We start from the raw sequence: 15,902 nt of genomic DNA, 5'->3' as shown, positions 1-15,902 counted from the left end.
GTTAAGACGGTTTTTTCTACGGCTTGACTTCCTTGAAACCCATCTTCTTCACTTCCTCCTCCGAAAGGTTTTTCACCTCCGTAATCACGCCCACGTCGGATTTCTGCACCAGCGGGGCGGGTGCGGTGGCCTGGGCGGCCTGCTGGGTTTGCTGCTGCTGCTCGGAGTTGGCCAGCACCACCTTGGTGTTGTTTTCCACCTGCTTGAACTCGATGTTGACCTGGTTCACGCGGGCTTGGGCGGCCACCAGGTCGCGGCGCATGGCCTCCACCTGGGTTTTGTACTCGTCGGTGGTGTGGGCCTGCTTTTTCAGCGTCTCCTGGATTTCGGCCACCTTCTTTTTCAGCTCCTCGGCCTCGGCCTTGGCCGATTTCAGCTCGGCTTCCTTCTGGCGGCGCTCCTGCTCGGCGCGGTCGGCCTGCTGCCGGGCCTGGTCGGCCTGCTGGCGGGCGGCCAGCTCGTTGCTGCTGATGACGTTGTCGCAGTTCTTGGTCAGCAGCAGGTTGGTGAGGCTCACCAGGTCGACGCTGACCACGTAGTCGGTCTTGAACTGGTCGGAGCTACCGTACACCTTGCCGCCGGCGCTGAACACGGTGCCCGTCAGGCCGGTTTCGGCGCTCATTTCCTGGAAGGCGCGGCTGTGCACGCTGGTGAGCTTGGCCGAGCGGATGTAGTAGATGCGCTTTTTCAGCTCCGGGGCCACGTTTTTGGCCGCCCGGCAGATGTCGAGGTAGGGAATGGCCGTTTCGGGCACCAGCACCCCGTTGATGTCCGTCACAATCAGCTCCACGATGGAGGAGTGCGTGGCCGCCACCGAGGCCACCATGTAGCTGCCGTTCATCTTGAAGGCCGCGCTGATTTTGGAGCTGTACAGCACGTCCGACAAGGCCTGGTTCTTGAAGGGCGGTTCCCCGGCCCGCACGTACTGGCCGATGATGCTGGCCTTGTCCTTGTCTTCGAGCAGGATGAGGCAGCCGGCCAAATCCTCAATCTTGTTGCGGTACATGGCCAGCCCCTTGATGAAGGTGCGGTCGGTGTAGTCCTTGGGCAGGTTGCCGTTGAGCGTGGCCGCGCCGTCGTTGAGCCGGACGCGCACGATGCGGCCCTGGGCGCGGGCGGGCACGGTGAAAAGCAGCGCCACCAGGGTGGCGAGGGTAGCCAGCAGGCTTTTATTCATGTGAGCGGGCGGCCGGGGGTAGTAGGTCGAGAATAAGCGCGGGCCGCCCAAACAAAACTAGGAAATGTTGGGCAGCGGGGCACGCCTGTACTCTCCTGGGGGCGGGGATTCAACGGATTATCTGCCGTCGGTAATCCGTCAGGAGCTGCACCGCTTCGGATACCTCGGCCTGAAAGTCGTCAGGCGCAGTGGCACGAGCCGCCTGCAGTCGTACCAGCACGGTATCGGTAGCCAGCCAGGCCAGCACGGCGGGGCCCAGCTTACCGTGCTGGTCGAAGGCCGACAGGCGTTGTGTTTTCAGCCACTCCTCGAAGTTGTTGCTCACAAAGTAGCCCAGCCGTACCAGCCCGACCGTTGGAGCCTGCTCCCAGCGCCGCAACAGTTCCGGTAAATCGGGGTAGACGTTGGCAATGGCCTCGAAATAATTCCCACAGAAGACATCGGCCAGTTCGTCAGGAGTAGTTAGCAGATAATCCCAGAAGGCCAGCAGGTAGCTCAGAACGGCCTCCTGCTCCTGCTGCGGCCAGGCACGCCAGCAGCCATAGTTAAGCTTATCGAGGGCTACCCATTCCTCCCAGTAGGTTCGGAAACTGGTCAACAGCTCAAAAATGCGCGGCAGAAAGTGCTTAAAGTCGGCCACATCGCCCCAGGTGGTCATGGCCTTGAAATAAAAGATGACCAAATCGTCGGCGCTCAGTTCCCGTAATGGCTCGGCGGCCAAGTCGCGGTTCCATTTGTCCAGGTAAGCGTAAAGCGGGCTGCCTTCCATATCGGGGTTGAGCGGGTAGCGAGCGAAGACATGGTAAAGCTGCTCGATGGCCTGCTGCAGATGCGCGCTCATACGTCGATGCCGTGACGCTGCGCGGCCCGCTGCAGCCGCTGCAGCTGGTCCGCCGGTTGTTCAGATTCAACTAGGCGGCGCAGCAGCTCCCGGGCTTCGGCGCGGCGGCCCAGCTCATGTAAGGCAATGACTACGTGCGCCAGGGGCAGCTCGTCAGCCTGCTGCCCGTAGACGCCATCGTTGACCTCTAGGAAATCCTCCACCTGCTGGAAATATCGGAAATAGGGCAGCGCATAATCACAAATCAATACCCTTAACCGCTCAGCAAACGCGTCCCGGTCGGTGAAATCGTCGATCAGCAAAACTTCCGGTTGGTTGGTCAGTGCATCAACCCGGAAATTCCGCTGGCAGTCGGTGATACGCGGCTGCGGCGGTGTATCAACATCTTCTCGCATCCAATCCGACATAAATGAGGTGTAGGAGTACGGAAAGAACAGACCCAAATTCAGGTAAAACGAAGCGGTATTAGCGTAATTGAATTGGCTGTGCTGCAGGTTAAAGACTTTGACAAAGCCAGTTTCCGGCTTGCGAAACGTGGTGCCCGCCGTGCTGAAGCCCTCGGCGCGGAGGGCAGGCTTAACCAAGTCTTTGACCAGCTGATTCAGATATTCTTTGGAAGTCATCGGCAATGCATCGGTGGATTGCACCAAAACCAGCATCAAAGATATTGGCTATGGGCCCGGCTCGATTTGCGGCGGGGTTATCTGGCAACACCCGCTATTTCCCCGCCGCCAACTTTCTACCTTCGCTTTTCACACCCCGCTCCCTGGCCGCCCCGCGCAACTGTTTAGCCCACCGCGGGGTTCTTAGGTTCCTTCATCCGCTGATCCTCAGTTCTTGCTGACTACTGCCTATTCTCCCTGGTTTCTGCTGCTGTGCCTGCTGGTAGGCGCCGGCTATGCCGCTCTGCTCTACTCGAAAAAGGCGCCCTGGAGCCGGGCCGTCAACCTGGGCCTGGCCGCGCTGCGCTTCGTGCTGGTGAGTTTGCTGTGCTGGCTGCTGCTGGGCCCCATCTTCCGGCGCCAAACCACCACCCGCGAGGCGCCCACCGTGGTGCTGGCCCTCGACGACTCCCGCTCCGTGCCGCTGTACTCCACCGACTCGGCGGCCCTGCGCGGCACCCTCGGCGGCCTCGACGGCCTGACCAGCCGCCTGCGTGAGGCCGGCTACCAGGTGCAGCTGCGCACCCTCGATACGGCCGCACCGGCCCGGGCCGCGCAGGTGCGCTTCCGCCGCGGCGCCACCAACCTCGACGCCCTGCTCAGCGGCGTGCAGCAGGACTTCCAGGGCCGCAACCTGGCCGCCGTGGTGCTGGCCTCCGACGGCCTGGCCAACCAGGGCCGTCCGCCCGTCTACGCCGACTTCAGCTACCCCGTGTACGCCCTGGCCCTGGGCGACACCCTGCCCCGCCGCGACCTGCGCGTGACGGACGTGCGCTACAACCGCGTGGTCTTCGCCGGCAACCGGTTTCCGGTGGAGGCCGAAATCGGCTACGACGGCTTTCCGCAGGGCGGTACGGCCACGGTGCTGCTGCGCGAAAACGGCCGCGTGCTGGCCCGGCAGCAGGTCACGCTGAACCCGCAGCTGCGCCTGCAGCGCACCCGCTTCACCCTCACGGCCACCGCGCCCGGCAAGCACCGCTACGAGGTGGTGGTAGAGCAGCAGCCCGGCGAGTTCACCCCGCTCAACAACGTGCGCAACGCCTACGTGGAGGTGGTGAAGGGCCGCCTGCGGGTGCTGCTGGCCGGCGCCGCCCCCCACCCCGACCTGAAAGCCCTGCGCACCGCCCTGCTCACCAACGACAACTTCGACGTGACGCTGGTGCTGCCCGGCCTGCTGCCGCTGCGCGCCCAGCAGGACTACGACGTGGCCATTCTGCACCAGTTGCCCAGCCGCTTCGGCGAGGGGCGCGAGGTGCTGCAGTACGTGCGCAGCCGCCGTTTGCCGGCCCTGTTCGTGCTCGGTCCGCAGTCGGATCTGGCCGCCTATAATGCGCTGGGCACCGGCCTGCGCCTGTCGGGCGGGGCCGGGGCCGAAGTCTCGCCGGTGGTCAACCCCAACTTCACCCGCTTTAGCCTCGACGCCGACGCCCAGGCCCGCGTGGCCGACTACCCCGCCGTGCCCACCGCCGCCGCCGACGCCCAGCTCGGCGGCGGCACCGAAGTCGTCCTGCGCCAGCAGCAGGGCCGCAGCCGCACGGCCCGCCCGCTGCTGGTGGTAGCCGGGGCCGCCGGCCGCCGCCAGGCCACCCTGCTCACCGACGGCGCCTGGCAGTGGCGCCTGCACGAGGCCGCCAGCTCCCCCACCGAAGCCGCCCCGGCCTTCGACGGGCTCGTCACGCGCCTCTTGCAGCTGCTTACTCAGGACGCGCGCCGCAAGCGCCTCGACGTGTACCCCACGCAGGACGCCTTCAACGTGAGCGACGACGTGACCCTGGGCGCCGAAACCTACAACGCGGTGTTTGAGCGCGTGTACGACCAGCGCATTACCCTCACCCTCACCGACGAGCAGAACCGCCCGCGCAACTTCACCTTCACCAACCGCGAAAACGGCGGGCCGCTGCGCCTGGGCCCGCTGCCCGGCGGCGTGTACCGCTACACCGCCCGCGCCACCGTGGCCGGCCAGGCCCAGCAGGATCAGGGCGAGCTGCTGGTGCAGGAGCAGCAGCTGGAAGCCGGCGCCGCCCACGCCGACCACAACACCCTCTACCAGCTGGCCCAGCGCAGCGGCGGCCGCCTGTATTATCCGCAGCAGCTCGCGCAGCTGGAGCAGCAGCTGCTGCAGGCCAAGTTCAAGCCGGTGCTTTACTCGCAGGAGGAGCTGAAAGACCTCATCGACGAGCCCTGGCTGCTGGTGCTGCTGGTGCTGCTAGCCTCGGCTGAGTGGGCCATCCGGCGGTACTCGGGCAGCATCTGACCGCGTTATTTATTTCTCGCAGAGGTTCGCTGAGGTTTACGCGGAGGTCCGCAGAGGCCGTTGAACGACTCAGCGTACCTCTGCGCATACCTCCGCGCACCTCTGCGAGAAAATCATCCAGAACCAGACCACCCATGGACTACCCCACCGCCCTCGAAAAGCTCCTGCGCCACGCGGGCCTCTCCAAGCAGAAGCCCACCGCCGAGGACTTCCAGTACGTGCTCTACCTCATCAGCGACAAAAAAGCCTTCCGCCCGGTGCAGCCCCTGGCCGACGACGTGCTGGCCTGCCTGGAAGCGGTGAATCAGCACCTGAACGGCGAAAAACCCGCTGACACCGACGACGCGGCCAAGGCCCCAACCCTGGACCGGCCGCTGGTATACGCTCTGAATTCGCTGCTCACTACCGGCCGTAAATACACCACCTGGATGGCCACGGAAGCCGGTTTTGCCCCGGCGGAGGTGGCCGAAATGCAGCGGGCCGTGCAGGCTATCGAATTAGGGTGGAACTTTGTGCTGGCCGGCGACTCCAACTCCATCCGCAAGGACGTGGACACCTGGCTGGACTAAACCTGCCCGTTCGTCGTTTAACTGCGGCTCCGGGTACCATCCGGGGATTATGCCCGCGCGGCGGCCGGCTTGCCAATCCATCCAACGGTGGGCGCCGCCGCGTGTCGCCCAATCCTCCCATCACCTCATCCCCCCATGCGCTACCTGCTCGTCAACAAGCCCTTCGAAGTCCTGCCCCAGTTTACCGACGAGGCCGGGCGCGCCACCCTCAAGCAGCTGGTGCAGGTGCCCGAGGTGTACCCCGTCGGCCGCCTCGACTACGACTCCGAGGGCCTGATGCTGCTCACCGACGACAAGCAGCTGCAGTTTCGGCTGAGCGAGCCGCGCTACAAGGTGCCCAAAACGTACTGGGTGCAGGTGGAGGGCGAGCCGACCGAGGAAGCCCTGGAACAGCTGCGCCGCGGCGTGCAGATAAAGGACGGCTTCACCGCGCCCGCCGAGGTGCGCCTGCTGCCCGAGCCGCCCGCCGGCCTCTGGGAGCGGAGCAAGCCTGTGCGCTTCCGCGCCAACATCCCGACGAGCTGGCTGGAGCTGAAGATTTCGGAGGGCATGAACCGGCAGGTGCGCAAGATGACGGCCGCCGTGGGCTTCCCGACCCTGCGCCTGGTGCGCGCCGGCATTGCCTCGCTCACGCTGAAAGACCTCACGCCCGGCAAGTGGCGCGAGCTGAGCAGCGCCGAAGTGCAGGAGTTGAAAAGCCTGACCGCCGCCGCGCTGCCCGGCGAAACCGCCCCGCCCCGCCGCAGCAAGAACTTCGTGCCGTACGACCCCAACTACGAGCAGAAAGTGGCCGCCGAGAAGGCCGCCCGCGCCCGCCGTGCCGCCGAAAAAGCAGCTACCGGCCGCGGTCCGAAAGGCGGTGGCCGTTCGGGGGGCCGCTCGGCGGGCGGTACCGGCCGTAGCGCCGGCCCGACCGGCAGCGCACCGCGGGGCGGTAAACCCACGGGCGGCACTGGTCCAGCCCGTACGGGCGGCAAAACCGGTGGCACCGGCCGCTCGGCGGGCGCAACTGGCCGGCCGGCGTCCTCCTCGGACCGCCCACCGCGCCGCGGCAAATGAGCCGGGCGGGGCTGCGGCGCCGGTGGCGCCTCTGGCTAGGCCTGGCGGGGCTACTGCTGGTCGTGGCCGTCAACGTGGTGGCTTTCAACCACGCCTGGCGCTTCACGCACTTTTCCGCCGAGCCCGGCCAGCACACGGCCAACCCCGAGCAGCTGAGCTTCACGCAGAAGCTGTGGGTACTGACCACGGGCATCCGCAACCCCAAGCCCCGCAACGGCAAGGCCCCGGCGTTTTTCTTTCAGGACGTCAGCATCCAGAGCCCCAACGGCCGGCTGGCCAGCTGGTACAGTCCGGCGGAGGAGGCCAAGGGCACGGTGGCACTGTTTCACGGCTACACCTCCGATAAGTCGCACCTGCTCACCGAGGCGGCCTACTTCCGCCAGCTCGGCTACTCCGTGCTGCTCACCGACTTTGTCGGCAACGGCGCCTCCGAGGGCTACCGCACCACCGTGGGCTACCGGGAGGCCGCCGACGTGCAGGCCGTGGCGCAATGGCTGCGCGAGCGGCAGCCCGAGGCCCGGCTGGTACTCTACGGCGTGAGCATGGGCGCCGTGGCCATTCTGCGGGCCGAAAGTGAGCTGGGCGTTCAGGCCGACGCCAACATCGTGGAGTGCCCCTACGGCAGCATGCTGCAGACGGCCAACAACCGCTTCCGCGCCATGGGCGTGCCGCCGTTCCCGATGGCCAACCTGCTGGTGTTCTGGGGTGGCGTCCAGCACGGCTTCTGGGCTTACGACCTCTCGGCCGAGCGCTACGCCCGCAATATCAAGACGCCCACCCTGCTGCTCTGGGGCACCGCCGACCCGCGCGTTACGCGCGCGGAAACCGACGCTATCTACGCCGCCCTGCCCGGCCCCAAGCAGCGCCGCGACTTTCCCGGCAGCGGCCACGAGCCGTACTGGCGCAAGCACAAAGCGGCCTGGGAAAGCTCGATTTGGGAGTTTTTGCAGCAGCCGGACAAGTAAGGCCGCTCCCCTCAGCCGGGCTGACAGGCCATTCAGACGCTAGCCGCCAGCGCCCGAATGACCGTTGCGTACAGTTCCGGCACCGTCCATTCCTTTACGTCTGATACCTGACCGTCACCGACTTCGATGATGATGGGCTGCCCCGCAACCGTGCGGGCCACGTCGATGGTGTAGAACAGGCGACTCTGCAAGGCGGCTACGGCGGGCCACAACTCGACCGGAAACTCAGCTCCACCGGCCCCGAATACCTGCCCGCCCACGGCGAAAAACCGTTGCTCCGGCGCCGGGCCCAGCTTCACAAACTCACGCACAAACAGCACCTCCTCGGGCCGTAGCTCCTGCCGCTGCACCAGTTGCCGGACCTCAGCCAGGGAGCTGACCTGCGAATCGGCGCCGAAAGACTTCACCAGCCCTTTCACGAACTGCGGCTCGGTAACAAAGCCGGCCTCCCACTCCCGCAGCCACTCCCCCACCGACAAAAACCGGCTCGGCGGCGTGAAGCTTTCGATGCTGGCGTACCAGCCGCTGGCCTCGTGCGAGGCGGCGTACTGCGCGTACGGTACCAGCAGCGGGCAGCGCCCTTCCAGCCAGCGGTACTCCGGCTCGGTCAGCATCCAGCCGCGGTATAGCACGGGCTGCACCGGAAGCGGGCCGTACAGCTTGGGCTGCTCCGCGTCGAACAGGGCCACGGCGTAGCCGCGGGCCCGGGCGGTGGCGTATTCCTCGGCCCACATCGGGTCGACTTCGCGCTGGAAAGGCAGGCTGGGGAACAGAAGGGTCAGCATAGCAAGCACGAATATCGGGCCTAAGGCTCAGGCTACCGGCGCCACTCCGGCGCGGCCGGTGCGGCCCAGGTGGGTGTGCTGAAAGCTGGTCGGGTACTTGAGCCCGTAGCCCAGCAGGCGGTCGAAGGCGGCGTGGGCGAAGAGTACGACGCCAGCCAGCAGCAGGGCGGGCGCCCCGAGCAGCCAGCCGGCCAGCCCGCAGGCTACGGCCAGGGCCTTGTGATGCAGCAGGTTGTAGCTCAGCGCGCCGAGGCGCGGCCCGGCCAGGTAACCTAGCATACTCAAGTCGGGCAGCAGAAAGCAGGCGGGCAGCACCCACCAGGCGTAGGGCAGGTGGGCAAATACCGCCACGGCCAGCAGCAGCTCGGCCAGCTCTTCGATTTTCAGGAGGTTTTTCACGGCGTTCGGGGGTGTTTGTGCGTGGGTGATTGAACCGCCCAAAGGTCTGCCCCGCCGCCGCCCGCCGACGATAACAAAAGCTAAGAAATACCTTACCCGCCCCGCGCCACCCGGGCCCGGATCCGGCTCAACGACACGGGCGTAATGCCGAGGTAATTGGCCACCAGGTGCTGCGGAATACGCTCCAGAATCTTGGTTTTGCCCGACACCAGCAGGGCCCGGTACCGCTCCTCGGGCGACAGGAGCAGCTGCTCGGTCAGGCGGGCGTCGGTGCCGAGCAGGTGGTACTCGGCCACGAGGCGGCCGAACCGCTCGTACACCGGAAACCGGTCGTACAGCTCGCGCAGCACGGCGTAGTCGAACACCAGCAGCTCGGCGTCGGTCAGGGCCTGGATGCTGAGCTGGCTGGGCCGGCCGGTCAGGCAGCCGGGATAATCGGCCAGCAAGTGGTTCTCGAAGAAAAAGTAGGTGGTGCGCTCTTCCCCGTCGGGCCGCGGGTAATACAGGCGCAGCGCCCCGCTGAGCACCAGCGCCAGCACCGGCCGGTACTGCCCCGCCTGCACGAAATGGGCGCCCCGGGCCAGCTGCTCCGTTCGCAGCGCGGCGGCCAGCGGGGCCCACTCCTGCTCGGTCAGTCCCGGCACGAAGCGCAGCAGATAAGCGCGGAGCGGATTCATGCGGCAAACATAAGCGCAGCCGGGTCAGATCAACGCCGGCGGCGCACCTCTGCGGGTACCCGACGCCTGCCCTGTCTGCCAAACATGTCAGGCGTAGCCACCCGAAAATCCGCCGAACCGGAATATCTGTCCGTCAGCATCTCCCGTACAACCTGCTTCGTCACAAAACCACCCCGGCAGTCTGCCGTACGGTGACATTGTGGCAGCCAAAAAGGCTGCTTCCGGGCTTGGTACGCTGCTTGTAATCAGCCGGCCAGCCGCTCCGAGCGGGGCGGCTCTTTGACTAAGACACCTTCACCCTACTCACCACTCCATAACAATGGGCAAAATTATCGGTATTGACCTCGGCACGACCAACTCGTGCGTGGCCGTGATGGAAGGCAACGAACCGGTTGTAATTCCGAATAGCGAAGGCCGCCGCACGACGCCGTCGATTGTGGCTTTCCTCGATAACGGTAAAGGCGAGCGTAAAGTGGGCGACCCCGCCAAGCGCCAGGCCGTTACCAACCCCACGAATACCATCCAGTCGATCAAGCGCTTCATGGGCCGCCGTTTCTCGGAGGCTTCCGGCGAAGCTGGGCACGTGGCCTACAAAGTGACGCCCGGCACCAACGACACCGCCGTGGTGCAGATCGGCGACCGGCAGTACACGCCGCAGGAAATTTCGGCCATGGTGCTGCAGAAAATGAAGCAGACCGCCGAAGACTACCTGGGCCAGCCCGTAACCGAAGCGGTTATCACCGTGCCGGCTTACTTCAACGACGCCCAGCGCCAGGCTACCAAGGAAGCCGGGGCCATTGCCGGCCTCGACGTGAAGCGCATCATCAACGAGCCGACGGCCGCCGCCCTGGCCTACGGCCTCGACAAAGACCACTCGAACCACAAAGTCGCGGTGTATGACCTCGGCGGTGGTACGTTTGATATTTCGATCCTCGAACTCGACAACGGCGTGTTCGAAGTGCTGTCGACCAACGGCGACACCCACCTCGGTGGTGACGACTTCGACCAGGTTATCATCAACTTCCTGGCCGAGACTTTCTCCTCCGAGAACGAAGGCTTGGACCTGCGCAAGGACCCGATGGCCCTGCAGCGCCTGAAGGAAGCCGCCGAAAAGGCCAAGATTGAGCTGTCCTCGTCGAACGAGACGGAAATCAACCTGCCCTACATCACGGCTACCGCCTCGGGCCCCAAGCACCTGGTGGTGAAAATCAGCCGCGCCAAGTTCGAGCAGCTGGCCGACGACCTCATCCGCCGCTCGATGGAGCCCTGCAAAAAGGCCCTGCAGGACGCCGGCCTCTCGGCTTCCGACATCAACGACGTAATCCTGGTGGGTGGCTCGACGCGCATTCCGCGCATCCAGGAAGAAGTGGAGAAGTTCTTCGGCAAGAAGCCCTCGAAGGGCGTGAACCCCGACGAAGTGGTTGCCGTGGGCGCCGCCATCCAGGGGGGCGTACTGACCGGCGAAGTGAAGGACGTGCTGCTGCTCGACGTGACCCCGCTGAGCCTCGGCATCGAGACGATGGGCGGCGTGATGACCAAGCTCATCGAGTCGAACACGACCATTCCGACCAAGAAATCGGAAACCTTCTCCACGGCTTCGGACAACCAGCCCTCGGTAGAAATCCACGTGCTGCAAGGTGAGCGGCCGCTGGCCTCGCAGAACCGCACCATCGGCAAGTTCCACCTCGACTCGATTCCGCCCGCACCGCGCGGCGTGCCGCAGATCGAAGTTACCTTCGACATCGACGCCAACGGCATTCTGCACGTGACGGCCAAGGACAAAGGCACCGGCAAGGAGCAGAAAATCCGCATCGAAGCTTCCTCGGGCCTCTCCGAGCAGGACATCGAGCGGATGCGCCAGGAAGCCCAGGCCAACGCCGAAGCGGACAAAACCGAGCGGGAGCGGATTGAGAAGGTCAACCAGGCCGACTCGATGATCTTCCAGACCGAGAAGCAGCTGAAGGAGTACGGCGACAAGCTGAGCGCCGGCAACAAATCGGCCATCGAATCGGCTCTGGCTGACCTGCGCTCGGCCCACGAGAGCAAGGACCTGGCCCGCATCGACTCGGCCATGACGGCCATCAATGCCGCCTGGCAGGCAGCCTCGCAGGAAATGTACGCCCAAGGCGGCGAAGGCCAGCCCCAGGGCTACCCCGGCGGCGACGCCAGCGGCTTCCAGGGCGGCCAGCCCGGCGGCAACGGCCAGCAAGGCCAAGGCGCCGGCCACGACAACGTGACGGACGTGGACTACGAAGAAGTAGGCAGCAAGTAATACCAGCCGCCTGATAAGCAAAAAGCCCCGCAGCCGACGCTGCGGGGCTTTTTTTGTGGTTGCGAAAGACTTTTGCGCGTATCTTTCTGGCTATGGATAACTGGCCGATCTGGATAGTAGTAGCAGCGGCACTGGGCGGTGGAGTCTATTTCCTTTCCCGACCCTTGCCGGAGAATTATCGGGACGGCGAATTTCGCCGCCACCTGACGAAGGCAGAAAAGGCAACGCTGCGGCAGGGCGGCATCGTGGACAAGACGCATAAAGCCTACCAGACTGTCTGGCGCGACTATTACGACCAGGGGCCGCTGCGCGTCAACGTGGGTCCGGATGGCAAATACCACTTTACTCCGTACGGGGAGTGGAAGCGCCTGACGCGCAAGGGCCGCCTGATGGCTGACTCCAATCCCGCTCGTTCTTTCCAGCAGGGCTACTGGCGCGAATACTGGCCCGACGGCTCCGTGCAGTCCTACACGTATTCCGTCCCGATGACGGTTATGGACGGCGACTCCGTCGACCACACCCGGTGGGTATACTTCGCGCCGGGCAACTCCCGCGACACGGCCTACGTGATGCACTGGTTCCCATACCGGCACAAGCGTACCACCAAAGATGCGCTGCCCAGCTACATGTCGTTTGACGCCCAGGGCAAAAAGCCCGTGCCCGCTGGCTGGAAACCGCCCTTTTAGCGCGCGGCCGCCGTCGGTTTGCCACCATCCGGAGCTGCGTTCTTGCCGTCGGTTAGCAGTCAGTCTGAAAAGCAAAGAGCCTTGCCGCCGAAGCAGCGAGGCTTGTGCGCGGTGGGAGGTCCTACTCGGCGGCTGAGCCTTGCGGTTCGCATACCACCGGATACCAGCCTGGCCGCGGCCCCGTTATCTTGCCGCTAATCATGAATCCACTATGAAGACAATTCTTCCGCTTTACGGCCCGTCGGCGCTGCTGCTGGGCCTGGGGCTGCTGGCCGCGGCTCCCGCCCGGGCCCAGCAGCTGCCCGCCTCCGCCGATACCGTCCGCTTTCCGGTGCGCTATTGCACGGCGCTGCCCTCGCTGCAAATGACGCAGTGGGACGACGACTACAGCCGCTACCAACGCTGGCTGACGCCCGAAATCCGCAAAACCCAGATGGGCATGAGCTATCAGCGCGAAGGGGTGCAGACCTGGTGGTGCCGGCCCTCGGCCTCCCCGCACGCGCAGCTGGACACGGCCACCGTCGTGCGCGACGCGGGCAAGCTGCAGGGCAACTGGCGGGTGGTGGCCAACCGCGTCATTACCCACCTGGATTCCGTGTCCTTCACCGATAAGCGCATCTACCGCACGGCCCGGCTGCGGCCCAACGAGGAGCCCGGCACGCTGCAGATAACCGACCAGAAGTTCAGCCTGACCGACACCGGTCACGCCGGCAAAAAGCCCAAAACCCGCACCAGTAACTACGAGCTGATTAACCAGCGCTACCTACTACTATACCGCGGCAGCAAAGCCGGCGGGGCCGTGTCGCAGGTGGGGCTGGACGCGGCCGGACGCCTGGTGCTGCACAACTGCGGCGTGGAGGAGCGGAAAGTGAACGGGCGCTACATCGTGTACCAGACGGTTATCAACCAGGTCATCTTCGAGCGGCAGTAGGCCGGTTGATGTTGGGCCACCAAAAAGCCCCGCAACGCGCGTTGCGGGGCTTTTTGCTTATCTCGGCAAGCCATCGTAGTGGTTGTGGCTGGCAGGAAGCCAGGGCAAGCACGCCTGTGCGTTGCACTCATTATCGACGCTTTCCAAATACCAAGCAGCCAGCGAAAAAGCGCGCCGCCGCGAGGAGGTTATGGTTTGTTTTTCGGGCACGTTGACGTCGATGCGCTGCTGGCCCGTCAGCAAGTTACTGCTGTAGTGCGCGTTGCTGAGGGAATGACGGTCCAGCACGTCCCGCTCCTCCCCAATAAAGCGCATGCGGCCCGTCGCCGGCTCGTAGCGGAAGCGTTGGGTGCGGTCGATGGCGTAGCGGGAGCCACCGTCCTGCTGAACAAGCAGCACGTGATTCAATATCCGTACGCGGGGCGCCCCATCCAGTGGTCCGAAACAGCCGCTGCAAAGCAGCACCCGCGGCCCCAGTCCCACCCGCTGCCAATCGGCGGTGCCCCGAGCCAGCAGCACTACCAGCAGACGACGCCGGTCAGCACCGTCTCGTTCAGGCTCAATCAGCATCAGCACCGCATCCGGGCGGCTGTCCCCGCCCAAGTCGGCACGCAGCTGCTGCTCGATTTGCCAGCCCGGCGGCACGAAATCGGCCACGCGGCGGCCGGTAGCGGGCACTGCGGGGCCACCCGCCCCTTGCGCGGCCAAGCACGTTCCCAGTATTCCGATGAGCAGCCCATGCAGCATGCGGGCAATGTAATCAACTTCCGCCGCCCCAGTTTTTCAGCGCGTAGCGGGCCGTTAGGGTCAGCAGCAGGGCTTTGCCCTCGTTGCGCCCCCGCCCCACCTCCACCGGGGGCGCGGCGCGGGAGCCGGGCGTCGTCACCAGCACCGTTTGGGCGGGGCGCAGACCGGCCTGGTACACGGCGGCCAAATCCAGGCCCAGGCGGGGTCCCGGGGCATAGCTCGCCACCAGCCCGTTTTCGAGCACCCAGTTGACCAGGTAGGGGTTGGTCACGCTTACCCGGTACGGCTCATCGGGCTGGCCGGGCTGGTGGATGTAAAACGGCTCCCGGTACGGCTCGGTATCGGTCTGGTAGTCGCCGCCGAGCTTGGGCCGGGCGGCCGCGTGCAGGTGCATAGCGGCGCCCGTCAGCAGGTGCACCGCCCAGGCCGGCCCGAGCTGCAGCAGCCGCGTATGCAGGCGCAGCGGCACCTGCAGCTGCCGGACGCTGAGCCGCAGCTGGGTAACCGGCTCGGTGGCACCCACGCCCCGCAGCGGCAGCGCCGTTACCAGCTGGCCCAGCTGCGCACCCAAGGCCAGGCGAAACGGCTGCGCCGCCCAGGTATAGGACAGCTCCGCCCCGGCCATGCCCGCCGCGCCCCGGCCACTGGGTTGTATGCCCTGGAGGTCAGCTACGGCGGTGTAGTTGGTGCGCGCCCCGCCGGTCAGGCCGAGGTCCAGGTGTTGGGCGGTAGCGGCGCAGGGCAGTAGCAGGCCCGCCAGCATCAGGCGTGAATACATCGGAAGCTATAAAGTGCGTTGTGGCTGAGCTTAACGCGCTTCCGGCTGCTGCCGGTATAAAGCCGGGGCCCAATATATACGCCAACGAGCCGGACCAAAGGCCCGGCTCGTTGGCTATAGGAGAAGCGTAACGTCGGTTTACAGGGCGGCCACGCTCACGTTGACTTCCTCCAGGTAGCGCGGCGTGGTGGGCACCTTGGCGTCTTTGCGCGTGACGAGCTGCTTGGTACCGCTGGCGTCGGCCGGGTCGGAGGTGATGCGCTCCGTCGTCTGCTGACCGGTGAGGTAGTCGGTGCGCTTGGCAGTGGTGTCGAGCTTGAGACGGCTGCTGAGCAGCAGGTTTTCGGCCACGAGGCGCACGCGGTCGGTGGCCTTATCAAACTGGTAGCGCTGGGTTAAATCCACCGTCTGCTGCACGCCCGAGATGTGGCGCACGCTCAGCACGCCCTTCACGATGCTCAGCTCGGGCGTGCCGCTGGTGCCGCGGTCGGAGTCGAAGCAGCCGGTGCAGTACAGGGCCGTGCCCGAGGCGGCTACGCGGCGAAACTGCCCGCTGGGCTCCGACAGCAGCACCACCAAGGCCCGCTCGCGCTTGGCTTCGGGGGCGGTGGGGCTGGGGCGCTCGGCCAGCATCAGCACCGGGTCGGGCCGCGAGTCGCCGTTCAAGTCGCCGCTGATTTGCTTTTCCAGCATCCAGCCGGTCGGGATGAAAGCGGCCGTCCGCACGCCTTTGGCCGGCACCATGTCGGCCCGGAAGGTGGAGGTGACATCGGCCGGGGTGCTGGGGCCGTGAAGGGCAGCCAGTAAAGCAGTAAACAGAAAAATCATATTCCTGACGGTTACGAAGCGAAGCTACACGCCCCCAACGGCCGGCGTCGATTCTTTAGTTCAATTCCATCCTTCCCACTTTGAACCGCCCTTTTCTCTATCTGGGAAGTCGGATTAGCGCCGCTTGCTTCGGCCAGCTGGTGGCCTCACCCGATTATGCGGTAGGGCATGCCACGGCCGCTGGCTAAGTTGCGGCCGCGTTGGCGGCCATCATGCGGGCCCGACGGCCTGGCATACCTACCAAACGGCCCTGGCGCATTTCAGCCATTCGG

At 65.3% G+C, this 15,902-nt stretch carries 16 protein-coding genes; 7 read left to right on the top strand and 9 right to left on the bottom strand.

What is annotated here, in order from left to right; all coding sequences use genetic code 11:
* Positions 1-16: 16 nt before the first annotated feature.
* The 3 genes from EJV47_RS28195 to EJV47_RS22390 all read right to left on the bottom strand — a co-directional run bounded on the left by EJV47_RS28195 (position 17) and on the right by EJV47_RS22390 (position 2,641).
* A complete protein-coding gene (locus tag EJV47_RS28195; protein WP_165903885.1) occupies positions 17-1,177 on the bottom strand; it encodes a hypothetical protein in 1,161 nt (386 codons plus the stop codon).
* Between the two features lie 109 nt (positions 1,178-1,286).
* A complete protein-coding gene (locus EJV47_RS22395; RefSeq protein WP_126695441.1) occupies positions 1,287-2,018 on the bottom strand; it encodes a hypothetical protein in 732 nt (243 codons plus the stop codon).
* Complete coding sequence (locus tag EJV47_RS22390) at positions 2,015-2,641, bottom strand: DUF4304 domain-containing protein (RefSeq protein WP_165903884.1); 627 nt, start codon at positions 2,639-2,641, stop codon at positions 2,015-2,017. Before EJV47_RS22390 ends, EJV47_RS22395 begins: the two co-directional genes overlap by 4 nt.
* Before the next feature lie 214 nt (positions 2,642-2,855).
* On the opposite strand from EJV47_RS22390, the gene EJV47_RS22385 reads away from it, so the two are divergent.
* From EJV47_RS22385 to EJV47_RS22370, 4 genes are all read left to right on the top strand, one after another.
* Positions 2,856-4,934, top strand: a complete 2,079-nt coding sequence (locus EJV47_RS22385) for a VWA domain-containing protein (protein WP_243651274.1) — start codon at positions 2,856-2,858, stop codon at positions 4,932-4,934.
* A gap of 134 nt (positions 4,935-5,068) precedes the next feature.
* Positions 5,069-5,503, top strand: a complete 435-nt coding sequence (locus EJV47_RS22380) for a hypothetical protein (RefSeq protein ID WP_126695439.1) — start codon at positions 5,069-5,071, stop codon at positions 5,501-5,503.
* 135 nt (positions 5,504-5,638) lie between these two features.
* Complete coding sequence (locus EJV47_RS28190) at positions 5,639-6,562, top strand: pseudouridine synthase (protein ID WP_165903883.1); 924 nt, start codon at positions 5,639-5,641, stop codon at positions 6,560-6,562.
* A complete protein-coding gene (locus EJV47_RS22370; protein WP_126695438.1) occupies positions 6,559-7,527 on the top strand; it encodes an alpha/beta hydrolase in 969 nt (322 codons plus the stop codon). Before EJV47_RS28190 ends, EJV47_RS22370 begins: the two co-directional genes overlap by 4 nt.
* A gap of 32 nt (positions 7,528-7,559) precedes the next feature.
* On the opposite strand, the gene EJV47_RS22365 is transcribed toward EJV47_RS22370, so the two are convergent.
* The 3 genes from EJV47_RS22365 to EJV47_RS22355 all read right to left on the bottom strand — a co-directional run bounded on the left by EJV47_RS22365 (position 7,560) and on the right by EJV47_RS22355 (position 9,388).
* Complete coding sequence (locus tag EJV47_RS22365) at positions 7,560-8,312, bottom strand: ATP-grasp domain-containing protein (protein WP_126695437.1); 753 nt, start codon at positions 8,310-8,312, stop codon at positions 7,560-7,562.
* Between the two features lie 27 nt (positions 8,313-8,339).
* Positions 8,340-8,711, bottom strand: coding sequence for a DUF4260 domain-containing protein (locus EJV47_RS22360; protein ID WP_126695436.1), 372 nt, complete (start codon positions 8,709-8,711; stop codon positions 8,340-8,342).
* Between the two features lie 92 nt (positions 8,712-8,803).
* Positions 8,804-9,388: a Crp/Fnr family transcriptional regulator gene (locus tag EJV47_RS22355; protein WP_126695435.1), complete on the bottom strand. Its 585-nt coding sequence runs from the start codon at positions 9,386-9,388 to the stop codon at positions 8,804-8,806.
* A 319-nt stretch (positions 9,389-9,707) separates the two neighbouring features.
* On the opposite strand from EJV47_RS22355, the gene dnaK reads away from it, so the two are divergent.
* From dnaK to EJV47_RS22340, 3 genes are all read left to right on the top strand, one after another.
* Entirely contained in the window at positions 9,708-11,660 is a 1,953-nt protein-coding gene (gene dnaK / locus EJV47_RS22350; RefSeq protein WP_126695434.1) for a molecular chaperone DnaK, read from the top strand.
* 164 nt (positions 11,661-11,824) lie between these two features.
* Positions 11,825-12,346, top strand: coding sequence for a hypothetical protein (locus tag EJV47_RS22345; RefSeq protein WP_126695433.1), 522 nt, complete (start codon positions 11,825-11,827; stop codon positions 12,344-12,346).
* Positions 12,347-12,557: 211 nt separating this feature from the next.
* A complete protein-coding gene (locus EJV47_RS22340; protein ID WP_126695432.1) occupies positions 12,558-13,277 on the top strand; it encodes a hypothetical protein in 720 nt (239 codons plus the stop codon).
* Positions 13,278-13,334: 57 nt separating this feature from the next.
* Here the strand turns inward: EJV47_RS22340 and EJV47_RS22335 are convergent, their stop codons facing one another.
* The 3 genes from EJV47_RS22335 to EJV47_RS22325 all read right to left on the bottom strand — a co-directional run bounded on the left by EJV47_RS22335 (position 13,335) and on the right by EJV47_RS22325 (position 15,630).
* On the bottom strand, positions 13,335-13,934 hold the full coding sequence (locus EJV47_RS22335; protein ID WP_126695431.1) for a hypothetical protein: 600 nt from the start codon (positions 13,932-13,934) through the stop codon (positions 13,335-13,337).
* 103 nt (positions 13,935-14,037) lie between these two features.
* Positions 14,038-14,802, bottom strand: coding sequence for a hypothetical protein (locus EJV47_RS28185; RefSeq protein WP_165903882.1), 765 nt, complete (start codon positions 14,800-14,802; stop codon positions 14,038-14,040).
* A 138-nt stretch (positions 14,803-14,940) separates the two neighbouring features.
* Entirely contained in the window at positions 14,941-15,630 is a 690-nt protein-coding gene (locus EJV47_RS22325) for a hypothetical protein (protein ID WP_126695430.1), read from the bottom strand.
* Positions 15,631-15,902 lie beyond the last annotated feature (272 nt).

Origin of the sequence: Hymenobacter gummosus, from assembly GCF_003970915.1 — a bacterium.
In the GTDB taxonomy this organism is placed as follows: domain Bacteria; phylum Bacteroidota; class Bacteroidia; order Cytophagales; family Hymenobacteraceae; genus Solirubrum; species Solirubrum gummosum.
Note: the sequence above shows the minus strand (reverse complement) of the source record. Positions and strands in the feature narration are given on the sequence as shown.

What these genes read in the sequence shown, in the direction of transcription:
- EJV47_RS28195 (WP_165903885.1), bottom strand. Translation starts at nt 1,177, where the DNA reads ATGAATAAAAGCCTGCTGGCTACCCTCGCCACCCTGGTGGCGCTGCTT.
- EJV47_RS22395 (WP_126695441.1), bottom strand. Translation starts at nt 2,018, where the DNA reads ATGAGCGCGCATCTGCAGCAGGCCATCGAGCAGCTTTACCATGTCTTC.
- EJV47_RS22390 (WP_165903884.1), bottom strand. Translation starts at nt 2,641, where the DNA reads ATGACTTCCAAAGAATATCTGAATCAGCTGGTCAAAGACTTGGTTAAG.
- EJV47_RS22380 (WP_126695439.1), top strand. Translation starts at nt 5,069, where the DNA reads ATGGACTACCCCACCGCCCTCGAAAAGCTCCTGCGCCACGCGGGCCTC.
- EJV47_RS28190 (WP_165903883.1), top strand. Translation starts at nt 5,639, where the DNA reads ATGCGCTACCTGCTCGTCAACAAGCCCTTCGAAGTCCTGCCCCAGTTT.
- EJV47_RS22370 (WP_126695438.1), top strand. Translation starts at nt 6,559, where the DNA reads ATGAGCCGGGCGGGGCTGCGGCGCCGGTGGCGCCTCTGGCTAGGCCTG.
- EJV47_RS22365 (WP_126695437.1), bottom strand. Translation starts at nt 8,312, where the DNA reads ATGCTGACCCTTCTGTTCCCCAGCCTGCCTTTCCAGCGCGAAGTCGAC.
- EJV47_RS22355 (WP_126695435.1), bottom strand. Translation starts at nt 9,388, where the DNA reads ATGAATCCGCTCCGCGCTTATCTGCTGCGCTTCGTGCCGGGACTGACC.
- dnaK (WP_126695434.1), top strand. Translation starts at nt 9,708, where the DNA reads ATGGGCAAAATTATCGGTATTGACCTCGGCACGACCAACTCGTGCGTG.
- EJV47_RS22340 (WP_126695432.1), top strand. Translation starts at nt 12,558, where the DNA reads ATGAAGACAATTCTTCCGCTTTACGGCCCGTCGGCGCTGCTGCTGGGC.
- EJV47_RS28185 (WP_165903882.1), bottom strand. Translation starts at nt 14,802, where the DNA reads ATGTATTCACGCCTGATGCTGGCGGGCCTGCTACTGCCCTGCGCCGCT.
- EJV47_RS22325 (WP_126695430.1), bottom strand. Translation starts at nt 15,630, where the DNA reads ATGATTTTTCTGTTTACTGCTTTACTGGCTGCCCTTCACGGCCCCAGC.